Source organism: Paraburkholderia jirisanensis (assembly GCF_054782355.1).
This window is the reverse complement of record NZ_BAAGSQ010000026.1, coordinates 1,266,326-1,281,301: the sequence shown is the minus strand read 5'-3', so window position 1 is coordinate 1,281,301 and position 14,976 is coordinate 1,266,326. Positions and strand designations below refer to the sequence as shown.

Sequence of the window (14,976 nt, the reverse complement as noted above, 5' to 3'; positions counted from 1 at the left end):
ACCGTGCCTTCGCGATCGCAGGATCTACAGATCGAGCGCATCATCATCGGGCGTGATGCGACTTCGACTTGTGCCGTCGCCGTGGTCGATGTCGCCCACAGACGGCCATAGTCTAGATCAGGCATCGCGCATTTTCACGCACTGCCGCGCTTCCCCCGCGCCAACTCATCGCCCGCGCCCTGCGGCAATTTAGCCGTTACCGGAATCGACGCGAACGAGAACAGTCCGACCGCGAGGAACGCCGGCCAGAAGTCCGCGAACACGATCGCCTTGTGCCCCTGCACAGCATGCGAAATCTGCAGCACGATGCCCGCGATCGTCACGCCGAGGCCCAGCGAAAGCTGCTGGATCACGCTAGAAACGCCGGTCGCACGACCGACGTCGCGGCTCTCGATGTCCGCGTAAGCAAGCGAATTCAGCGACGTAAACTGCAGCGACGGAAAAATGCCGCCCACCAGCACGACGCACCAGATCAACCAATGCGGCGTGCCTGGAAAGAACAATCCATACACGGCAATCGCGACACCGGCCAAACCCGCGTTGACCATCAGCACGGTGCGAAAACCAAAACGCGCGAGCACCGGCGACGCGATGGTTTTCATGAAGATTGCACCGAACGCCGATGCACAGGTAATCGAGCCCGACTGAAACGCAGTCATGCCAAGCCCTTCCTGCAACGCAAGCGGCAACAGGAACGGCACTGCGCCAAGACCGATGCGAAACAGCGAACCGCCCACTACGCTCGCGTGAAAACTTGGAATACGCAGCAGCTTTAAATCGAGCACCGGAAATTCGACGCGGCTCGAATAAAACCAGTAAAGCAGCAGCAACGCCACACCGATCGCACACATTGCGAGCGACGTAAAATCGGACACGAACTCGCCGCCTACTAACGAAAGCCCCAGCATAAACAGCGCCGCACCGCTTGCAGACAGCAGGAAACCGAACCAGTCAAGCCGCCCCGGGTGCGCCTCACGCAGGTTCTCGATATGCCGGTTCGTCAGCCAGATGCCGAGAATGCCGATCGGCACATTGATAAAGAAAATCAACCGCCAGTGCAGATACGTCGTGATGAAGCCACCAAGCGGCGGCCCGACCACCGGCCCTAGCAACGCAGGGATCGTCAGATAGTTGACTGCGCGGATGAACTCCGACTTCGGCATCACCCGGAAGATGATGATGCGCCCCACCGGCACCATCAGCGCACCGCCGACACCTTGCACGAAGCGCGCCGCAACCAGCAGCGGCAGCGATGTGGACGCGGCACACATCAACGAGCCCGCGACGAACACGCCGATCGCCGTGCGGAACACCGTGCGCGAACCAAAACGGTCAGCCACCCAGCCGCAGATCGGAATGAACACGCCGAGGCCGATCACATAACTCGTGACGGCCAGTTTCAGTGTGATGGGGTCGGTGCCGAAGTCGCGTGCGATGACGGGCAGCGACGTGACGATAACGGTGGAGTCGACGTTCTCCATGAACATCGCGCACGCGACGATCAACGGAACGATAAAGGCGCCTAACGCAAGGGGCATGACAACGAGATCGCGGCGCAAAAACGCCGACGCAAAACCGCAATTATCGCATCGCGGCGATGACAGTTGAAATTATGCGAAAGCAGGTCGTGCGGATGGCGCCAGTCGTGCATTGAGCACGCCATGCCAATCCGCACGACCTTAGGACTGTTTCAGCGAGACTTAACGCCCTGCCCCGACCAGCGGCTGCAGCACCGGCAGAATCTCGGCGCTGGCGCGCTCGACATCGTTCGGGAAGTCGATTTCGATCCACGGCGCGCCGGTCACGTCGGCCGTTTCGAACTGATGGCTTTGCTCGAGCAGCAGGTCGCGCACCGCTTCTTCGTGCGGCAGATTCGCGCGGTTGCTGTCGATATAGCCCGCGACGATCTCGGCAAAGCGCTGCGCCGCCTCTTCCTTCAAACGGAAAAAGCCGACCGATTCGCCGATCGTGTCGTACTGCAAATTCGCCGCCACCTGCTTGCGCAGTTCCACTGGCACGCCGTCCTTCAGGCACAGCTTGACGGGTTCGTCGCCGGTTTCGAAATCGCGGTCGATCAACAGCCGGTTCGCCGATTCGCCTGCTACCAGCGGCGCCAGAATCCGTTCGTCGTACAGCACGTCGGCGTCCATCAGCAGCACGTCGCCGCCGCGCGTCAGCGCATCGGCCACCGTGTGCACGGTCAGCACGCTGCCGAGGTCGAAGCGCGGATTCAGCATGATCTCGACCTTGTGCGGCCAGTTGATCCGCTGCAGTTCCGCTTCGACCGTTTCCGGCTGGAAACCAAGCGCCAATACGACTTCGGTGACGCCTGCCGCGTCGAGCATCTGCAGATGACGCTCGAGCAGCGTCATGCCGTCAAAGCGCAGCAGGCATTTCGGAAACTGTTCGCCGGCCGGCTGCTGAAGGCGCAGGCCGAGACCCGCGGCAAGAATAATGGCGCGCATTCGCGGTCCTTTCTGTGACTGGGGGTGAATCGGATCAATCGGTGGCGGGCAGGCGCGTAGTGGCGCGCCGGCGTTGCCAGCTTCTTTCGCTGAAATGCATGTACAGAAGGCCCGGCACGCCGAGCAGCAGTTCGCGCGCGCGCTTCACCAGCGACAGCGCAAGTGCCGCTTCCGGCGGCAAGCCAACCAGCGGTGCAAGCAGCAGATAACCGCCTTCCTGCACGCCGAGCGAGCCCGGAATCGCGAACGCAGCGCCACGGATCGCCTGGCCGATGCTTTCGAGCAGCAGCGCATCGACCCAGTCGACCGGATGGCCGAGAAAGCGCAGCGCGAGCCACACTTCTGCGGTACCGACGATCCAGCCCGCGAGGCTCAGCGCGAAGCTCGCGGCGACGCGCGCGCGGTTTTCGTACATCGCGTGCACCGCGGCATCGACGGCGTCGGCGCGGGTGGTCAACGACGACCAGTCGCGCTTGCCGAACAGCTTCGACACGACACGCAGCGACCGCCCGAACAGGCCGCGCCGCTGCGCGATATAAAAACCGACGATCATCGCCGCCAGCACCGCAGTCGCGATGATCGCCGCCGTCTGCAGGTTATGCAATGCGCCGTGCGCCGCGGATGCCCCGAACAGCAGCAAGCCGAGCATCGCGAACACGATCTGCGCGACCGCCTGCATCGTCGTGCTGACGGTGATCGCCGCCGCCGAATCGCGCATCGACATGCCGCGTTGCGCGAGCTGGCGCACCATCATCACCGGGCCGCCAATCTGGCCGGCCGGCAACAGGCTGTTCACCGATTCGCCGATCCAGCGCGCGTACACCGCGTCGCGCTCGGTGAGCGGATCGCGCCGACGGTCGAACAGTACGGAAATTGCGCCGGCATCGAGGGCGAGCGGCACGAGGTGCAGCACGGCGACCAGCGCCACGCCCCAACCTGCCGCCATCAGCGTCGACGCGACCGGGCCGAAGCCCTGCCATGCGAGCAGCGCGACGAACAACCCGCCGCCGATGGTCAGCAGGATCAAGGCTGCCCGGCTCACGCGCGCCCTCCGCCGCCTTTCATGAACTGCTTGAACACCTGACGGAAGCCGAAGTACGCGATCGCATCTTTGAAGTTCGAAATCACGCGGCGCCACGGCCGCATGTTCGGGTTTGTCACGTATTCGAAAGTCAGCGACACGCGGAATTCGTTTTCACCGGCCGGCGAGATGCGGTGGCGCAGCGTGTCGCCATCGAAAAACACCAGGCCGCCCGGCGGAATCTGCACCGAACCCGGCACGTCGGCGACCTCCGGGTTGCGCGTGTGCAGTTCGTAATCGAGGCGGCACGACGATTCGTCGATCACGCCGAGCAACAACGTATAGCGGCGGCCATCGTAATACGACGTGTCGTAGTGCCAGCCGATGTGGTCGCCCGGGCGCGAGTAGTAGTACAGCGCGTAAGCATGCGGGTCGTCGGCGGGCGACACCTGCAGCTTTTCGCCGGTCAGCTGTTCGAGCCAGCCGATCAGCTTCTTCGAGCGGTACAGTTCGGCGATGAACGGCGCGAGCCGGTCGATCGTATGGCGGCTTACGCTGCCACCCTGCTTGTGGCCCGGCAGATAGTTGCGGTTGATTTCGCTGGTCAGCGCACGCGCCGCGGAGACCAACTGCGCTGTGGCGTCGGGCTCGAGAAAGTCGGCGAGATACAGGAACGAGCCCTGGTCGCTGAACTGCTTGCGCAATTGCGAACCGTCGAGGCCGCGCGCATGGCGCGCAATGGCTTCGTTGGGGTTCGAGGCGGCGGTCGTGGGGACGGCAGCGAAATCGGCAGGGTTCGAGGCGGGCGCGTATTGGGGCTCGGCTTGCGTACTCATCGGCTAACCCATGCTTGACTGGTTTCCTGGGCAGGACGGCTGCGGCGCATCACGCGCCAGTAATCGATCACGACCCACGCGGCAAACAGCGGCGCTCCAATCGACGCCGCCACGAGAAACGGCGTGACGCCGCCGAACAGCGTGACGAGCGGCAACAGGTACAACACGTCTTCCGTCTCGAAGCCGGCCATCGAAGCCTGTTTGGTACCCGCCTTGCCTTCCATGTCTTCGATGCGCATGCGCAGGAAGAATATCAGCGCCACCGCAACGCCCGCCACGCAGCCTAACAGGAACGGTGGCACGGCGACGCCGAGCAGCGCCTGCACGTTCGCCGCCTTGATGCCGTAGCCGAGACCGCCGAACAGCAGCACGGTGACGAGCGCATCGCTGGCGAGATCGTAAAAATGACCGATGCGGCTTGACTTGCCGCTGACTCGCGCGAGCTCACCGTCGGTGTGATCGACGAAGTTCGACAGGACGATCAGCAGCGCGCCGATGTTGGTCCACAGATAGCCGCCGCGCGCAAGGTAGATGCCGCCTGCGAGGCCGATCAGCAGGCGAACCGTGGTGAGATGGTTCGGGCTCACGCGGGTGTTCACGAGCGGCATGATGAGCCGTCGCGCGAGCCTTGCATCCCACATTCTGGGTAGTGGAATCGATTTCGGCTCTTTTAGAGGGTGTTCTTGCGAAGTCATAACCCGGAAATATATACGGGATTGCAAGTGTCTGCCTGGAATCACCCTAAATCTGTTGGTTTTCAGGGCTTGAGCGGTTGACCACCGACAGCAGAAATTGACAAATCCCGCTAAAGTGCCGGTCTTGTTACCGAATTGCTGTCATCGAGCTGACCCGCAGCTGACTGCATTTTACTGATCGACCGCCACACGCTACGTGTTTGTATAGTGACCTTCGCGGGGTTCGAAACCCTGCTGTCACGGGGCTAGCAACCGGACATGAAACCGGACATGAAACGTTTTATTTTCGGCGGCATCGCAGCGTTATACGCCGCGCTTCTGCCGCTCGCGGCCAGCGCCGCCGCACTCGACGAGCCGCTCGCCTGCAATCAGTCCGCGCACCGCTTTATCGCCGACCTCTCCGAGCAGCAGTTGATCGACCCGCAGCCGATGCGTGTCGAAAGCAATTCGATCAACGCGTTCCAGCCTTCGCACGGCACACTGTTGACTGCCTTCGGGTTCAACGTGATCGCCGTGGTCGGCTTCGAGCAGGACGATCCGCTGTTCAAGCCGGGCAAGGGTGAACCCATCGGCAAATCCGCGTATGGCGCGGTCGTGCTGGGTCGCACCGAGAAGGTTCAGGCCGCCGTCACGGCGGCGGGCAGCGATGCGATCGTGCATCACGTCGGACCGCTGGTTACTGCGATCTTTTGCAAGCGCAGCTAAAGGGCACATGCGACGCGAACTTCGTGCTCAGTTCGCAGGCAGCACGGCCCTCGCGACTTATCCCCACATTTTGTTCACAACGATGTGGACAACCTGCGCATACCCAACGTAAGTACCGGAGCGCAAACGGATCTCGCCAGCCGCGCGCGCCGCGAGCAACGCGCTTGCCGGCTGCCATGCGAGGCGTCCGCTAGAATGACCGCGGTCACGTCACTCTTCCCTTCTGGAGTCCGCATGAGCGAATACGATCCGCAAAATCCGTTTGCACGCATCCTGCGCGGCGAACTGCCGTCGATCCGCGTGTATGAAGATGAATTCACCGTCGCGCTGATGGACATCATGCCGCAGGCCGACGGCCACGTGCTGATCCTCACGAAGGAACCCGCTGCGGAATTGTTCGAACTGTCCGCCGACGGCGCCGCAGCCTGCATGCGCACCACGCACAGGATTGCGCGCGCGGTGAAGGCTGCACTTGTGCCGGCTGGTGTGCTGGTCGCGCAGTTCAACGGCCACGCGGCAGGACAAACGGTGCCGCACGTGCATTTCCACGTGATTCCGCGCGAAGCGGGCGAAGCGTTGAAGCCGCATGCCGCCGAACCGGCCGACACCGGCAAGCTGCAGGAAATCGCCACGCGCATCAAGGCAGCACTAACTAAAGACGCCTAAGAAGAACGCGTATCGGTGCTCCATCCGGCAAGCGTGCCTGACGAATTGCTCACAACCGATTGAGAATCGGCACGAATGCCGGATATCGCGCAAAGCTGATGCAATTCATACCGTGCATTGCAGGCCGCCGGTAATCCCGGCGTCGGCATCTTTGCTAATTCGCACGAAATTATTTCCCATCGCGATCAGAATCGACGACAATAAATTCGCAATTCGGTTCAATAAGACGCGATGCGAAAAAAAACGCGGCTGGAAAGCCGCGTTGAGAAAGTACAGATAAAAAAGACCACCCTTGGTCAAGGGGCAGACGGATTGTAGGGCCTAGCCGCGCGGCTGACGAGCGCACTGGCGGTAAAACTCAGTTGCAAAAAACCGCTGGAATAAATCCGTAAACGGGTAAAAGCATCGCAAAGCGAGAACGACGATTCCTGTTGCGCGAATGCTCGCGTCGCGCATCAACAACAAATAAACGGTTGACAAGCCCTCTGCGCAAACGCTTCAAAACAAAATTTCCCTTTGTTTAACAGAACTTATGGCGATTAAACGCGCTATTCCGAAATCAGGAACGCATTGTTGCGCGATGCGGGGCTAAAGCCACACACAACCAGAATAAACTTCGCTGCGGATCGTTGGTGAGTCGGACACGAAGCCGCTACGCCACCACTTGACGCGATTCTCACTGTTCGGAGTTTATAAAGCATGAAAAAAACCCTTATCGTTGCGAGCATCATGGGCGCGGCAGCCGCCCCCGCAGTACACGCACAAAGCAGCGTGACCCTGTACGGCACGCTGGACGCCGGCATCGTCTATACGAACAACCAGCAAGGTCATAACAACTTTCAAGAGTCGAGCGGCAACCTGTCGAACACGTACTTCGGCCTGAAAGGCAGCGAAGACCTCGGCGCCGGCCTGCATGCGATTTTCACGTTGGAAAGCGGCTTCAACCTGAATAGCGGGCAATTCCAGCAAAGCAACACGCTGTTCAACCGTCAGGCATTCGTCGGTCTGCAAAGCAACCAGTACGGCACCGTGACGCTGGGCCGTCAATATGATTCGACGGTCGACTACCTGGCACCGCTGTCGGAAGCAGGCGGCGGCTACGGCAACAACCTCGCCGGCCACCCGTTCGACAACGACAACCTCGACAATTCGTTCTCGGTGCAGAACTCGGTCAAGTACCAGAGCCCGAATTACTACGGCCTGCAATTCGGCGGCCTGTATGGCTTCTCGAACACCGCCGGCCAGTTCTCGAACAACCGCGCGTGGAGCGTCGGCGCATCGTATGCGAACGGTCCGCTGAACTTCGCTGCGTCGTATTTGCAGCTGAACCACGCAGGTTCGAACACGTCCGGCGCGGTGTCGGTCACCAACGGCGACGCGAACATCGCTTCGGAACAGCAACGCACGTACGGTGCCGGCGTGAACTATACGTATGGTCCGGCAACCGCAGGCTTCGTGTACACGCACACGCAGCTTGACGGCGTGCAAGGCCTCGCGTCGGGCGGCTTCACGCTGCCGGGCGTCTCGGGCATGAACCTGCACCTCGACAACTACGAAATCAACGGCAAGTACGCGTTCACGCCGGCGTTGAGCCTCGCTGCTGCCTATACGTTCACGGACGGCAAGGTGACGGGCACGGCCAACAACGGCGATCCGAAGTGGCACACGGTTTCGCTGACCGGCGATTACTCGCTGTCCAAGCGCACCGACGTGTACGTCGAAGGCGTGTATCAGCATGCATCGGGCGAACTCGGCAATTTCGGCGCGAACGTCGCGGCGATCAATACGCTGGCTCCGTCGTCGACCGGCAACCAGGTCGCGGCAACGGTGGGTCTGCGTCACCGCTTCTAAGCGATTGCTTCCAGGCTAACTTAAACCCGCTGTCAGGCTTAAGCACGCTGTTTCAGCGGCGCAGCCTGGCGGTGCAAGCTACACCGCCTTGTGCTGCATCAGAAACGCGCGCGTCAGTTCGACGCGCGCGTTTTTTATTGTGCGTGCACTTTGTGCCGATCAATTGCAACGGGTTACCGAATGTAAGCCGTCTTTTCGTGCATGATTTACGCGTGTGACAATCAATCGTTATGCATTTTTGGCGTGAGGCGTTTCACACGCGCTCTCGCCTGGCAGTCACCCCCTTTCCTTACGCGCGCATGTATGAATGCATCGATGCGCGCATCGCAATCCTGACGAGCCCGACTTATGAAAACACTTCTGCTACTCGCGCCGCTTGCCTTTCTCGCCGCTTGCGGCAGCTCGCGCGGCCCCGAAGCGGGCACCGCCGGCGAGCAGATGGTCTACGTGTCGTCAGCGCGCGCGGCCTCCGATATCGCACGCTGTCTCGACAGCCGGCTGTCGCGCGTGCACGTGGCAAAAGGCGACGGCGCGACGCAATTGACCATCGGCTCGTCGTCGAACGCTTCGTACTTCGTTACGTTGACGCCATCCGGGCGTGGCTCGGTGGTCAAAGTGGTGCGAGGCGCGTCGGAAGATCCACCTGAAGAGGAACTGCGCTTCGCGATCGCGCGTTGCACGACCTGAGTGCGATTGCATTTGATCTAAGTTCGACCCGCTCGAAACGCTGAATCACGACAAATCACGCTGAACCGCATTGAACCGCACTAAACAACAAGACGCACGCTAACGCGCGCCCTCCGAATGGCATCGAATCACGCACATCACGCGACCGGCTGGGCGGCCGGCGTAATCGCGGCCGCACTGGTCGCGCATGCGGGCGCAGGTGGGCCCTACCATCTGTGGCTCGCGGCAACGCTTATCGCCGGTATAGCGGGCGGCACGGCACCCGACTGGCTCGAAGTGGCGTGGTGGTCGCGTAAGCGCCGGCTTTGGATCACACATCGCACGGCCACGCATTGGGGCATTGGCTGGCTGCTTTTGCTGGCCGGGTCTTATCACTGGCTCGGTCGTGCGCCGCTCGCCGCGCCGGTCTTCGGCTTCGCCTGCGGCGGCCTGATGCATCTGCTCGCGGACTGGCCCAATCCGCTCGGTGTGCCGTGGATTGCCGCACGCCATTCGCTGAACTGGTGGAATAGCGGGCGCTGCGATCTGCTGGTGGTGGGCGCGTCGTGGCTTGCGGCGTGGTTCGTCGTCGCGCACTTATGGCTGCATGGGACGCATGGCTTGCCGGGTCTGCCGGGTTTCCATTTGCCGGCCATGCCGTGGCTGCACAGGCTGCGATCCGGTTGAGCGCACAACCCTGCTGCCCGATTCGTGTTGCGACGCTCAACATTCAATCGCATCAAGCACTTGCGGCGGTCTTGCGCAGGATGTCCACAGCCTTGTGAACAACAACTGTTGATAACTTGCGCGTCGCGAAGCGTTGCATCGCACGCTGATGCGCCGCGGCGTGCACGGCGATGAATTCATGACGCATCAAGCACTTGCGATGCGCATGCGCAGGATATCCACAGGCTTCTCAACAAAATCTGGGGATAACACGTCCAGTCCGCTTGCCCCACTCGCTAACGCGACGGCGACCGTTGCTCAAACAACATTCTTCTCGATGAACGGCCGGTTCTCGAGCACGCGCTCGAAACCAAGCATCGACAGGTCGAGCGTCGTATAGCGGCCGTACAGAATCAGTTCGCTGACGCCGCGCCCGGTTGCAGGCCCCTGTTGCAAGCCGTGCCCGCTGAAGCCGTTCGCGAAGATACAGTTGTCGACATCCGGATGCTTGCCGATGATCGCGTTCTGATCGAACACGTTGTACTCGTAATACCCGGACCATGCATTGAGCACACGTAGCGCTTCGAATTGCGGCACGCGGTGCGCGAGCGTCGGCCAGATCACGTCGTCGAACAGCGCGTGATCGACTTCGTCTAGCGGCAGATCATCGGGATCGTGGTTCGCAGCGGGCGACGTGCCGCAGATGTAGTGCTGCCCTTCCGGACGAAAGTACACGCCGCTGGGATCGATCAGCAGCGGGCAGCGTTCGAGCCGCGCCGGCGAACTCACGTTGAAGATACTGCGGCGCCGCGCGTATACCGGCAGGTCGATGCCAAGCATCGTCGCGATGCGGCGCGACCACGCACCCGCTGCATTGACGAGCACATCGCATGCATACGTGTCGCCGCTTGAAGTCTGCGCGTGGGTGACGCGCCGGCCGTCGCGTGCGAGCGCGACCACGTCGTCGGCGACATAGTGCGCGCCGAGCGCTTGCGCTTTCTTGCGCAGTGCCTGCACGAGACCATAGCCGTCGAACCAGCCCTCGCCGCTTTCGCCGAAAGCGCCGGCCGCGAGATCGTCGCGGTTCAACCATGGGAAACGGGCAGCGAGCGCATCGGGCTCAAGCAAACTGATCTGCGCGCCAAGCCGGGTCTGCAGCGCGTGATTCTGCCGCAGCGTCGCGACACCCGCCTGCGTAGCGAGAAACAGATAACCGCCCTCGTGCAGATCGATCGACGGCTGCACGCCGTTAACCGCAAGCCGGGCACCGATCGAGCGTAGAAACTCGATGCCGAACAGCGACATCTGCACCGAAAGCGGTGTCGAGAATTGCTGCCGGATCGACGCCGCCGACAGCGCCGACGACGAGCGCGCATAAGTCGGATCGCGCTCGATCACGGTTACGTCGACGCCGGGCTCCGCCAGCCGCAAGAAATACGCAACCGCGCTGCCGATCACACCGCCACCAACAACAACGACTTTCGGGCTCACCTGTGCCGCTCCGACGAGAAAGACGCGCGCCGCGCGTCAGCCGAGATTGAAGTCGATACCCTGCGCAAGCGGCAGCGCCGACGAATAGTTGACCGTGTTGGTCGCGCGCCGCATATACGCTTTCCACGCATCCGAACCCGACTCGCGACCGCCGCCGGTTTCTTTTTCGCCACCGAACGCGCCGCCGATTTCCGCGCCGCTCGGCCCGATGTTCACGTTCGCGATACCGCAATCGCTGCCTGCCGACGACAGAAAGCGCTCGGCCTCGCGCAGATCGGTGGTAAACACGCACGACGACAAACCATGCGCGGCCGCATTGTTGGCGGCCACGGCGTCGGCGAACTCGCGGTAGCGCAGCACGTAAAGAATCGGCGCGAAGGTTTCCTTCAGCACCACGTCCGTCTGCGACGGCATTTCGACCAACGCGGGCCGCACGTAGTAGCCACCCTCGTGGCCTTTCACGGTGATGCGTGCGCCGCCCGTCACCTTGCCGCCCTGGCTCTGCGCATCGCGCAGTGCCCCTTGCATCCGCTCGAACGACGGCTGGTCGATCAGCGGGCCCATCAGCGTGCCCTTTTCGAGCGGGTTGCCGATCGGCACCTTCGCATACAGTTGCTTCAGGCCCGCGACGGTCTCCTCGTACACGCTGTCGTGCACGAACAGTCGACGCAGCGATGTGCAGCGCTGCCCTGCCGTGCCGACTGCCGAAAACAGGATCGCGCGCAGCGCGAGCTCACGGTCCGCGCTCGGCGTGACGATGCCGGCATTGTTGCCGCCCAGCTCGAGCAGCGCGCGGCCGAAGCGCTGCGCGACCTGCGCACCGACCGTGCGGCCCATCGCCGTGCTGCCGGTGGCGCTGACCAGCGACGCGCGCGGATCGGCAACCAGTTGCGCGCCGACTTCGCGGCCGCCGGTGACGAGCGCGGTCAGCCCTGCGGGCGCATCGCCGAACTCCTTCAGTGCGTCGTGCAGGATGTGGTCGACCGCGAGCGCGGACAGCGGGGTTTTCTCGGACGGTTTCCAGATCACCGCATTGCCGCACACCAGCGCGAGCGCTGCGTTCCATGACCACACCGCGACCGGAAAGTTGAACGCCGAGATCACGACACAGGTACCCAGCGGATGCCACGATTCCGCCATCCGGTGGCCTGGGCGCTCGGAAGCGATAGTCAGGCCGTACAGCTGGCGCGACAGGCCGACCGCGAAATCGCAGATGTCGATCATTTCCTGCACTTCGCCGAGGCCTTCCTGCAGGATCTTGCCGGTTTCGAGCGCGACGAGACTGCCGAGCGCCTGCTTGTGCTCGCGCAGACGGTTGCCGAGCAGCCGCACCAATTCGCCGCGGCGCGGCGCGGGCACGTCGCGCCATACGGTGAACGCCTGTTGGGCCGCCGCGAGCGCCGCATCGACGTCCGCAGCCGCATGGCTCGCAACACGGCCGATCAGCTCGCCGTTGATCGGCGAATGCACGGCGAGATCGCCCGCTTGCGCCGCTTCGGCGATGCCCAGATCGGCGAGGATAGTCGAGGCGTTCATCTTGGCTCCTTGAATTTCCAATACGAAACAAAGTCGGTTCGCAGACTATACACGCCGGGTTTTATGGCCGCAAGGAAGATGACAGCGGGTCGCTCCGAGCGCCTTTATTCGCGCGAAAAGGGCCTTAACGAGGGTTTTCCCGCAACGCGCCGCGGCGCTGCGTCATCGGCTTGCCATCATCGCTCGCGCCTGTGCGATCGCGTTTCTTATCGGAAATTCAGAGCACCGGAAGCGCCGCTGCCGCCCTTGGAAAACGCAACTCGAAGCGCACCACGTGCGGCGCCGGGCAGCTCACCGTCGCGATACCGCCGTGCAGGTTCATGATCGCCTTGACGATCGCCAAACCCAGGCCGCTGGATTCGGTCAACCGGCTGCGCGCCGCATCGGCGCGATAGAAGCGGTCGAACAGCCGCCCGAGCAGATCGGACGAAATCTCGCCGTCGTTTTCGACCACCACCGTCGACCCCTGCTCGTCCTGCCGCCCCATCAGCCGCACCACCGAGTCGCTCGCGCCATAGCGCACCGCATTGACCACCAGATTGTTGATCGCGCGCCGGCATAGCATCGGATTGGCCCATAGCGCGCCATGCGCATCGATGTGAAAACGCATGCCGCGCTCATCGGCGATGCCCTCGAAATAATCGGCGATCTTGTGCAGCTCGTCGGCCAGACCGACCGGCTCGCGGTCGATCGTGAGCGCTGCATGATCGGCATGCGCGAGAAACAGCATGTTCTCCGCGAGCTTGCTCAAGCGGTTCAGTTCTTCGAGATTCGATTCGAGCGTCTGCTGGTATTCGTCGACGTCGCGCGTTTTCGCGAGCGTGACCTGGGTTTGTCCGATCAGCACGTTAACAGGTGTGCGGATTTCATGCGCGAGGTCGGCGGAGAACTGCGAAAGCCTTTGATAACCGTCGGCCAGCCGGTCGAGCATCGCGTTGAACGCATCGGTCAGCTGGCGTAATTCGGCTGGCGCCGCGCGGCTGTCGAGCCGCACCGACAGGCTGGTCGGACTGATCTGCGCCGCATGCATCGCAATGTCGCGCACCGGCCGCAGGCCGCGCCGCAACACGACATACGCGAGCAGCGTCGCAGCCAGCGCGCCCGCCAGCAACGCCATCAGGATGCGCAGGCGATCTTCGGCCAGCACGCGCTCTTCGCCGGACAGCGGATGCCCGGCGATCACTTCAACGGGCAAGCCGTCTTCGCGTGCTAGCGCACTCGCATAGGCCCAGTGCACCCGCACGCCGTTGGGCAGCACCGTTTCGACGATATCGGCCAGCGCCGGCTCATGCGGCATCGTGCCGCCGCCGAGCGCGGGCACCGGCACGCGCTCGGGATTCACGTCGATAAACGGTACCTCGCCTTGCCGGCGAAAGATCAGCACGTCCTGCTCCGCGCCGAGCATCGACTCGAACAGCAGCGGCCGCTCCTTCAGTTCGTTGACCGTGTACATCTGCCGCACGAGGCGGCTGAAGTGTTCGACGCGGCTCATCAGTGCGACGTCCGCGCGATGCTCGAGCGACGCGCGCGCCGAGTGGTAGAAGTACATGCCGAGCGCCGCGATCACCGCGCATGCAATCAACGCAAAAGACACCGTCGTGCGCGTGATCAGCGAACGGGACGACCAGAATTTCATAAGCGCTCGTCGAGCGTGTAGCCGATGCTGCGCACTGTATGGATCAGCTTGCGCTCGAACGGATGATCGATCTTCGCGCGCAGCCGCTTGATCGCGACGTCCACTACATTGGTATCGCTGTCGAAATTCATGTCCCATACCTCAGAGGCGATCTGCGTGCGCGACAGCGCTTCGCCCTGGCGCCGCACCAGCAGATGCAGCAGCATGAATTCCTTGTTGGTCAGCGCGATCTCGACGCCGGCGCGGGTCGCCTTGCGACGCAGTACGTCGAGCTTGAGGTCGGCCACTTCGAACACGTCACGTTCACGCGCCACGCCGCGACGCAACAGCGTACGGATGCGCAGCACCAGCTCGGTAAACGAGAACGGCTTGACCAGATAATCGTCCGCGCCCAGTTCGAGGCCGCGGATCCGGTCGCTGACATGATCGCGCGCGGTCAGGAAAATGACCCGCACGTCGCGCTGCGCGCGCAGCGTGCGCATCACTTCCCAACCGTCGATGCCGGGCAGCATCACGTCGAGCACGATCAGGTCGTACGGGTGCTCGAGCGCCATATGCAGACCGTCGCTGCCGGTGCGGGCGAGATCGACCGTATAACCGCTCTCGCGCAGGCCTTTTTTCAGGTAGTCGCCGGTTTTCGGATCGTCTTCGATGACGAGAATGCTCATCTTTACATGCCGCTGTCGTCGGTTGCGTCGTCGCATTCTATGCCGCGGCGCCCGATCGTTCATGACGTTTTTGT

General features: G+C 62.5%; 15 protein-coding genes. 5 read left to right on the top strand and 10 right to left on the bottom strand.

What is annotated here, in order from left to right; all coding sequences use genetic code 11:
* Nucleotides 1-134 precede the first annotated feature (134 nt).
* From ACYVNQ_RS22095 to ACYVNQ_RS22075, 5 genes are all read right to left on the bottom strand, one after another.
* Entirely contained in the window at nucleotides 135-1,538 is a 1,404-nt protein-coding gene (locus ACYVNQ_RS22095; protein ID WP_460904749.1) for an MFS transporter, read from the bottom strand.
* 162 nt (nucleotides 1,539-1,700) lie between these two features.
* Complete coding sequence (locus ACYVNQ_RS22090) at nucleotides 1,701-2,465, bottom strand: phosphocholine cytidylyltransferase family protein (protein WP_460904747.1); 765 nt, start codon at nucleotides 2,463-2,465, stop codon at nucleotides 1,701-1,703.
* Between the two features lie 34 nt (nucleotides 2,466-2,499).
* Nucleotides 2,500-3,507, bottom strand: coding sequence for a flippase-like domain-containing protein (locus tag ACYVNQ_RS22085; protein ID WP_460904745.1), 1,008 nt, complete (start codon nucleotides 3,505-3,507; stop codon nucleotides 2,500-2,502).
* Nucleotides 3,504-4,322 (bottom strand): HalD/BesD family halogenase, encoded by an 819-nt coding sequence (locus tag ACYVNQ_RS22080; protein ID WP_460904743.1) that lies wholly within the window; start codon nucleotides 4,320-4,322, stop codon nucleotides 3,504-3,506. The genes ACYVNQ_RS22085 and ACYVNQ_RS22080 overlap by 4 nt, the downstream gene beginning before the upstream one ends.
* Entirely contained in the window at nucleotides 4,319-5,017 is a 699-nt protein-coding gene (locus tag ACYVNQ_RS22075; RefSeq protein ID WP_460904741.1) for a CDP-alcohol phosphatidyltransferase family protein, read from the bottom strand. Before ACYVNQ_RS22075 ends, ACYVNQ_RS22080 begins: the two co-directional genes overlap by 4 nt.
* A 270-nt stretch (nucleotides 5,018-5,287) precedes the next feature.
* Between ACYVNQ_RS22075 and ACYVNQ_RS22070 the strand changes: the two genes are divergently transcribed.
* The 5 genes from ACYVNQ_RS22070 to ACYVNQ_RS22050 all read left to right on the top strand — a co-directional run bounded on the left by ACYVNQ_RS22070 (nucleotide 5,288) and on the right by ACYVNQ_RS22050 (nucleotide 9,592).
* Nucleotides 5,288-5,722 carry a hypothetical protein gene (locus ACYVNQ_RS22070; RefSeq protein ID WP_460904739.1) on the top strand — a complete coding sequence of 145 codons (435 nt, stop codon included), beginning with the start codon at nucleotides 5,288-5,290 and terminating at the stop codon, nucleotides 5,720-5,722.
* Between the two features lie 234 nt (nucleotides 5,723-5,956).
* Complete coding sequence (locus ACYVNQ_RS22065) at nucleotides 5,957-6,388, top strand: HIT family protein (RefSeq protein WP_460904737.1); 432 nt, start codon at nucleotides 5,957-5,959, stop codon at nucleotides 6,386-6,388.
* Between the two features lie 699 nt (nucleotides 6,389-7,087).
* Nucleotides 7,088-8,239, top strand: coding sequence for a porin (locus tag ACYVNQ_RS22060; protein ID WP_460904735.1), 1,152 nt, complete (start codon nucleotides 7,088-7,090; stop codon nucleotides 8,237-8,239).
* 348 nt (nucleotides 8,240-8,587) lie between these two features.
* On the top strand, nucleotides 8,588-8,926 hold the full coding sequence (locus ACYVNQ_RS22055) for a sugar ABC transporter ATPase (protein ID WP_460904733.1): 339 nt from the start codon (nucleotides 8,588-8,590) through the stop codon (nucleotides 8,924-8,926).
* Nucleotides 8,927-9,043: 117 nt separating this feature from the next.
* Nucleotides 9,044-9,592 carry a metal-dependent hydrolase gene (locus tag ACYVNQ_RS22050; RefSeq protein WP_460904731.1) on the top strand — a complete coding sequence of 183 codons (549 nt, stop codon included), beginning with the start codon at nucleotides 9,044-9,046 and terminating at the stop codon, nucleotides 9,590-9,592.
* A gap of 52 nt (nucleotides 9,593-9,644) precedes the next feature.
* Here ACYVNQ_RS22050 and ACYVNQ_RS22045 read toward each other — a convergent pair whose 3' ends face one another.
* The 5 genes from ACYVNQ_RS22045 to ACYVNQ_RS22025 form a co-directional block, all read right to left on the bottom strand.
* Entirely contained in the window at nucleotides 9,645-9,779 is a 135-nt protein-coding gene (locus tag ACYVNQ_RS22045) for a hypothetical protein (protein ID WP_460904730.1), read from the bottom strand.
* A gap of 110 nt (nucleotides 9,780-9,889) precedes the next feature.
* Entirely contained in the window at nucleotides 9,890-11,062 is a 1,173-nt protein-coding gene (locus ACYVNQ_RS22040; RefSeq protein WP_460904728.1) for an NAD(P)/FAD-dependent oxidoreductase, read from the bottom strand.
* Between the two features lie 36 nt (nucleotides 11,063-11,098).
* Entirely contained in the window at nucleotides 11,099-12,598 is a 1,500-nt protein-coding gene (amaB, locus tag ACYVNQ_RS22035) for an L-piperidine-6-carboxylate dehydrogenase (protein WP_460904726.1), read from the bottom strand.
* 217 nt (nucleotides 12,599-12,815) lie between these two features.
* Complete coding sequence (locus ACYVNQ_RS22030; RefSeq protein WP_460904724.1) at nucleotides 12,816-14,234, bottom strand: heavy metal sensor histidine kinase; 1,419 nt, start codon at nucleotides 14,232-14,234, stop codon at nucleotides 12,816-12,818.
* On the bottom strand, nucleotides 14,231-14,902 hold the full coding sequence (locus tag ACYVNQ_RS22025; RefSeq protein ID WP_460904722.1) for a heavy metal response regulator transcription factor: 672 nt from the start codon (nucleotides 14,900-14,902) through the stop codon (nucleotides 14,231-14,233). Before ACYVNQ_RS22025 ends, ACYVNQ_RS22030 begins: the two co-directional genes overlap by 4 nt.
* Nucleotides 14,903-14,976: the final 74 nt, after the last annotated feature.

Bases quoted from the DNA above. Each gene is read 5' to 3' on its own strand.
- ACYVNQ_RS22065 (WP_460904737.1), top strand. From the start codon at position 5,957: ATGAGCGAATACGATCCGCAAAATCCGTTTGCACGCATCCTGCGCGGC.
- ACYVNQ_RS22045 (WP_460904730.1), bottom strand. From the start codon at position 9,779: ATGCGTCATGAATTCATCGCCGTGCACGCCGCGGCGCATCAGCGTGCG.
- ACYVNQ_RS22055 (WP_460904733.1), top strand. From the start codon at position 8,588: ATGAAAACACTTCTGCTACTCGCGCCGCTTGCCTTTCTCGCCGCTTGC.
- amaB (WP_460904726.1), bottom strand. From the start codon at position 12,598: ATGAACGCCTCGACTATCCTCGCCGATCTGGGCATCGCCGAAGCGGCG.
- ACYVNQ_RS22050 (WP_460904731.1), top strand. From the start codon at position 9,044: ATGGCATCGAATCACGCACATCACGCGACCGGCTGGGCGGCCGGCGTA.
- ACYVNQ_RS22025 (WP_460904722.1), bottom strand. From the start codon at position 14,902: ATGAGCATTCTCGTCATCGAAGACGATCCGAAAACCGGCGACTACCTG.
- ACYVNQ_RS22030 (WP_460904724.1), bottom strand. From the start codon at position 14,234: ATGAAATTCTGGTCGTCCCGTTCGCTGATCACGCGCACGACGGTGTCT.
- ACYVNQ_RS22060 (WP_460904735.1), top strand. From the start codon at position 7,088: ATGAAAAAAACCCTTATCGTTGCGAGCATCATGGGCGCGGCAGCCGCC.
- ACYVNQ_RS22090 (WP_460904747.1), bottom strand. From the start codon at position 2,465: ATGCGCGCCATTATTCTTGCCGCGGGTCTCGGCCTGCGCCTTCAGCAG.
- ACYVNQ_RS22080 (WP_460904743.1), bottom strand. From the start codon at position 4,322: ATGAGTACGCAAGCCGAGCCCCAATACGCGCCCGCCTCGAACCCTGCC.
- ACYVNQ_RS22095 (WP_460904749.1), bottom strand. From the start codon at position 1,538: ATGCCCCTTGCGTTAGGCGCCTTTATCGTTCCGTTGATCGTCGCGTGC.
- ACYVNQ_RS22070 (WP_460904739.1), top strand. From the start codon at position 5,288: ATGAAACGTTTTATTTTCGGCGGCATCGCAGCGTTATACGCCGCGCTT.
- ACYVNQ_RS22075 (WP_460904741.1), bottom strand. From the start codon at position 5,017: ATGACTTCGCAAGAACACCCTCTAAAAGAGCCGAAATCGATTCCACTA.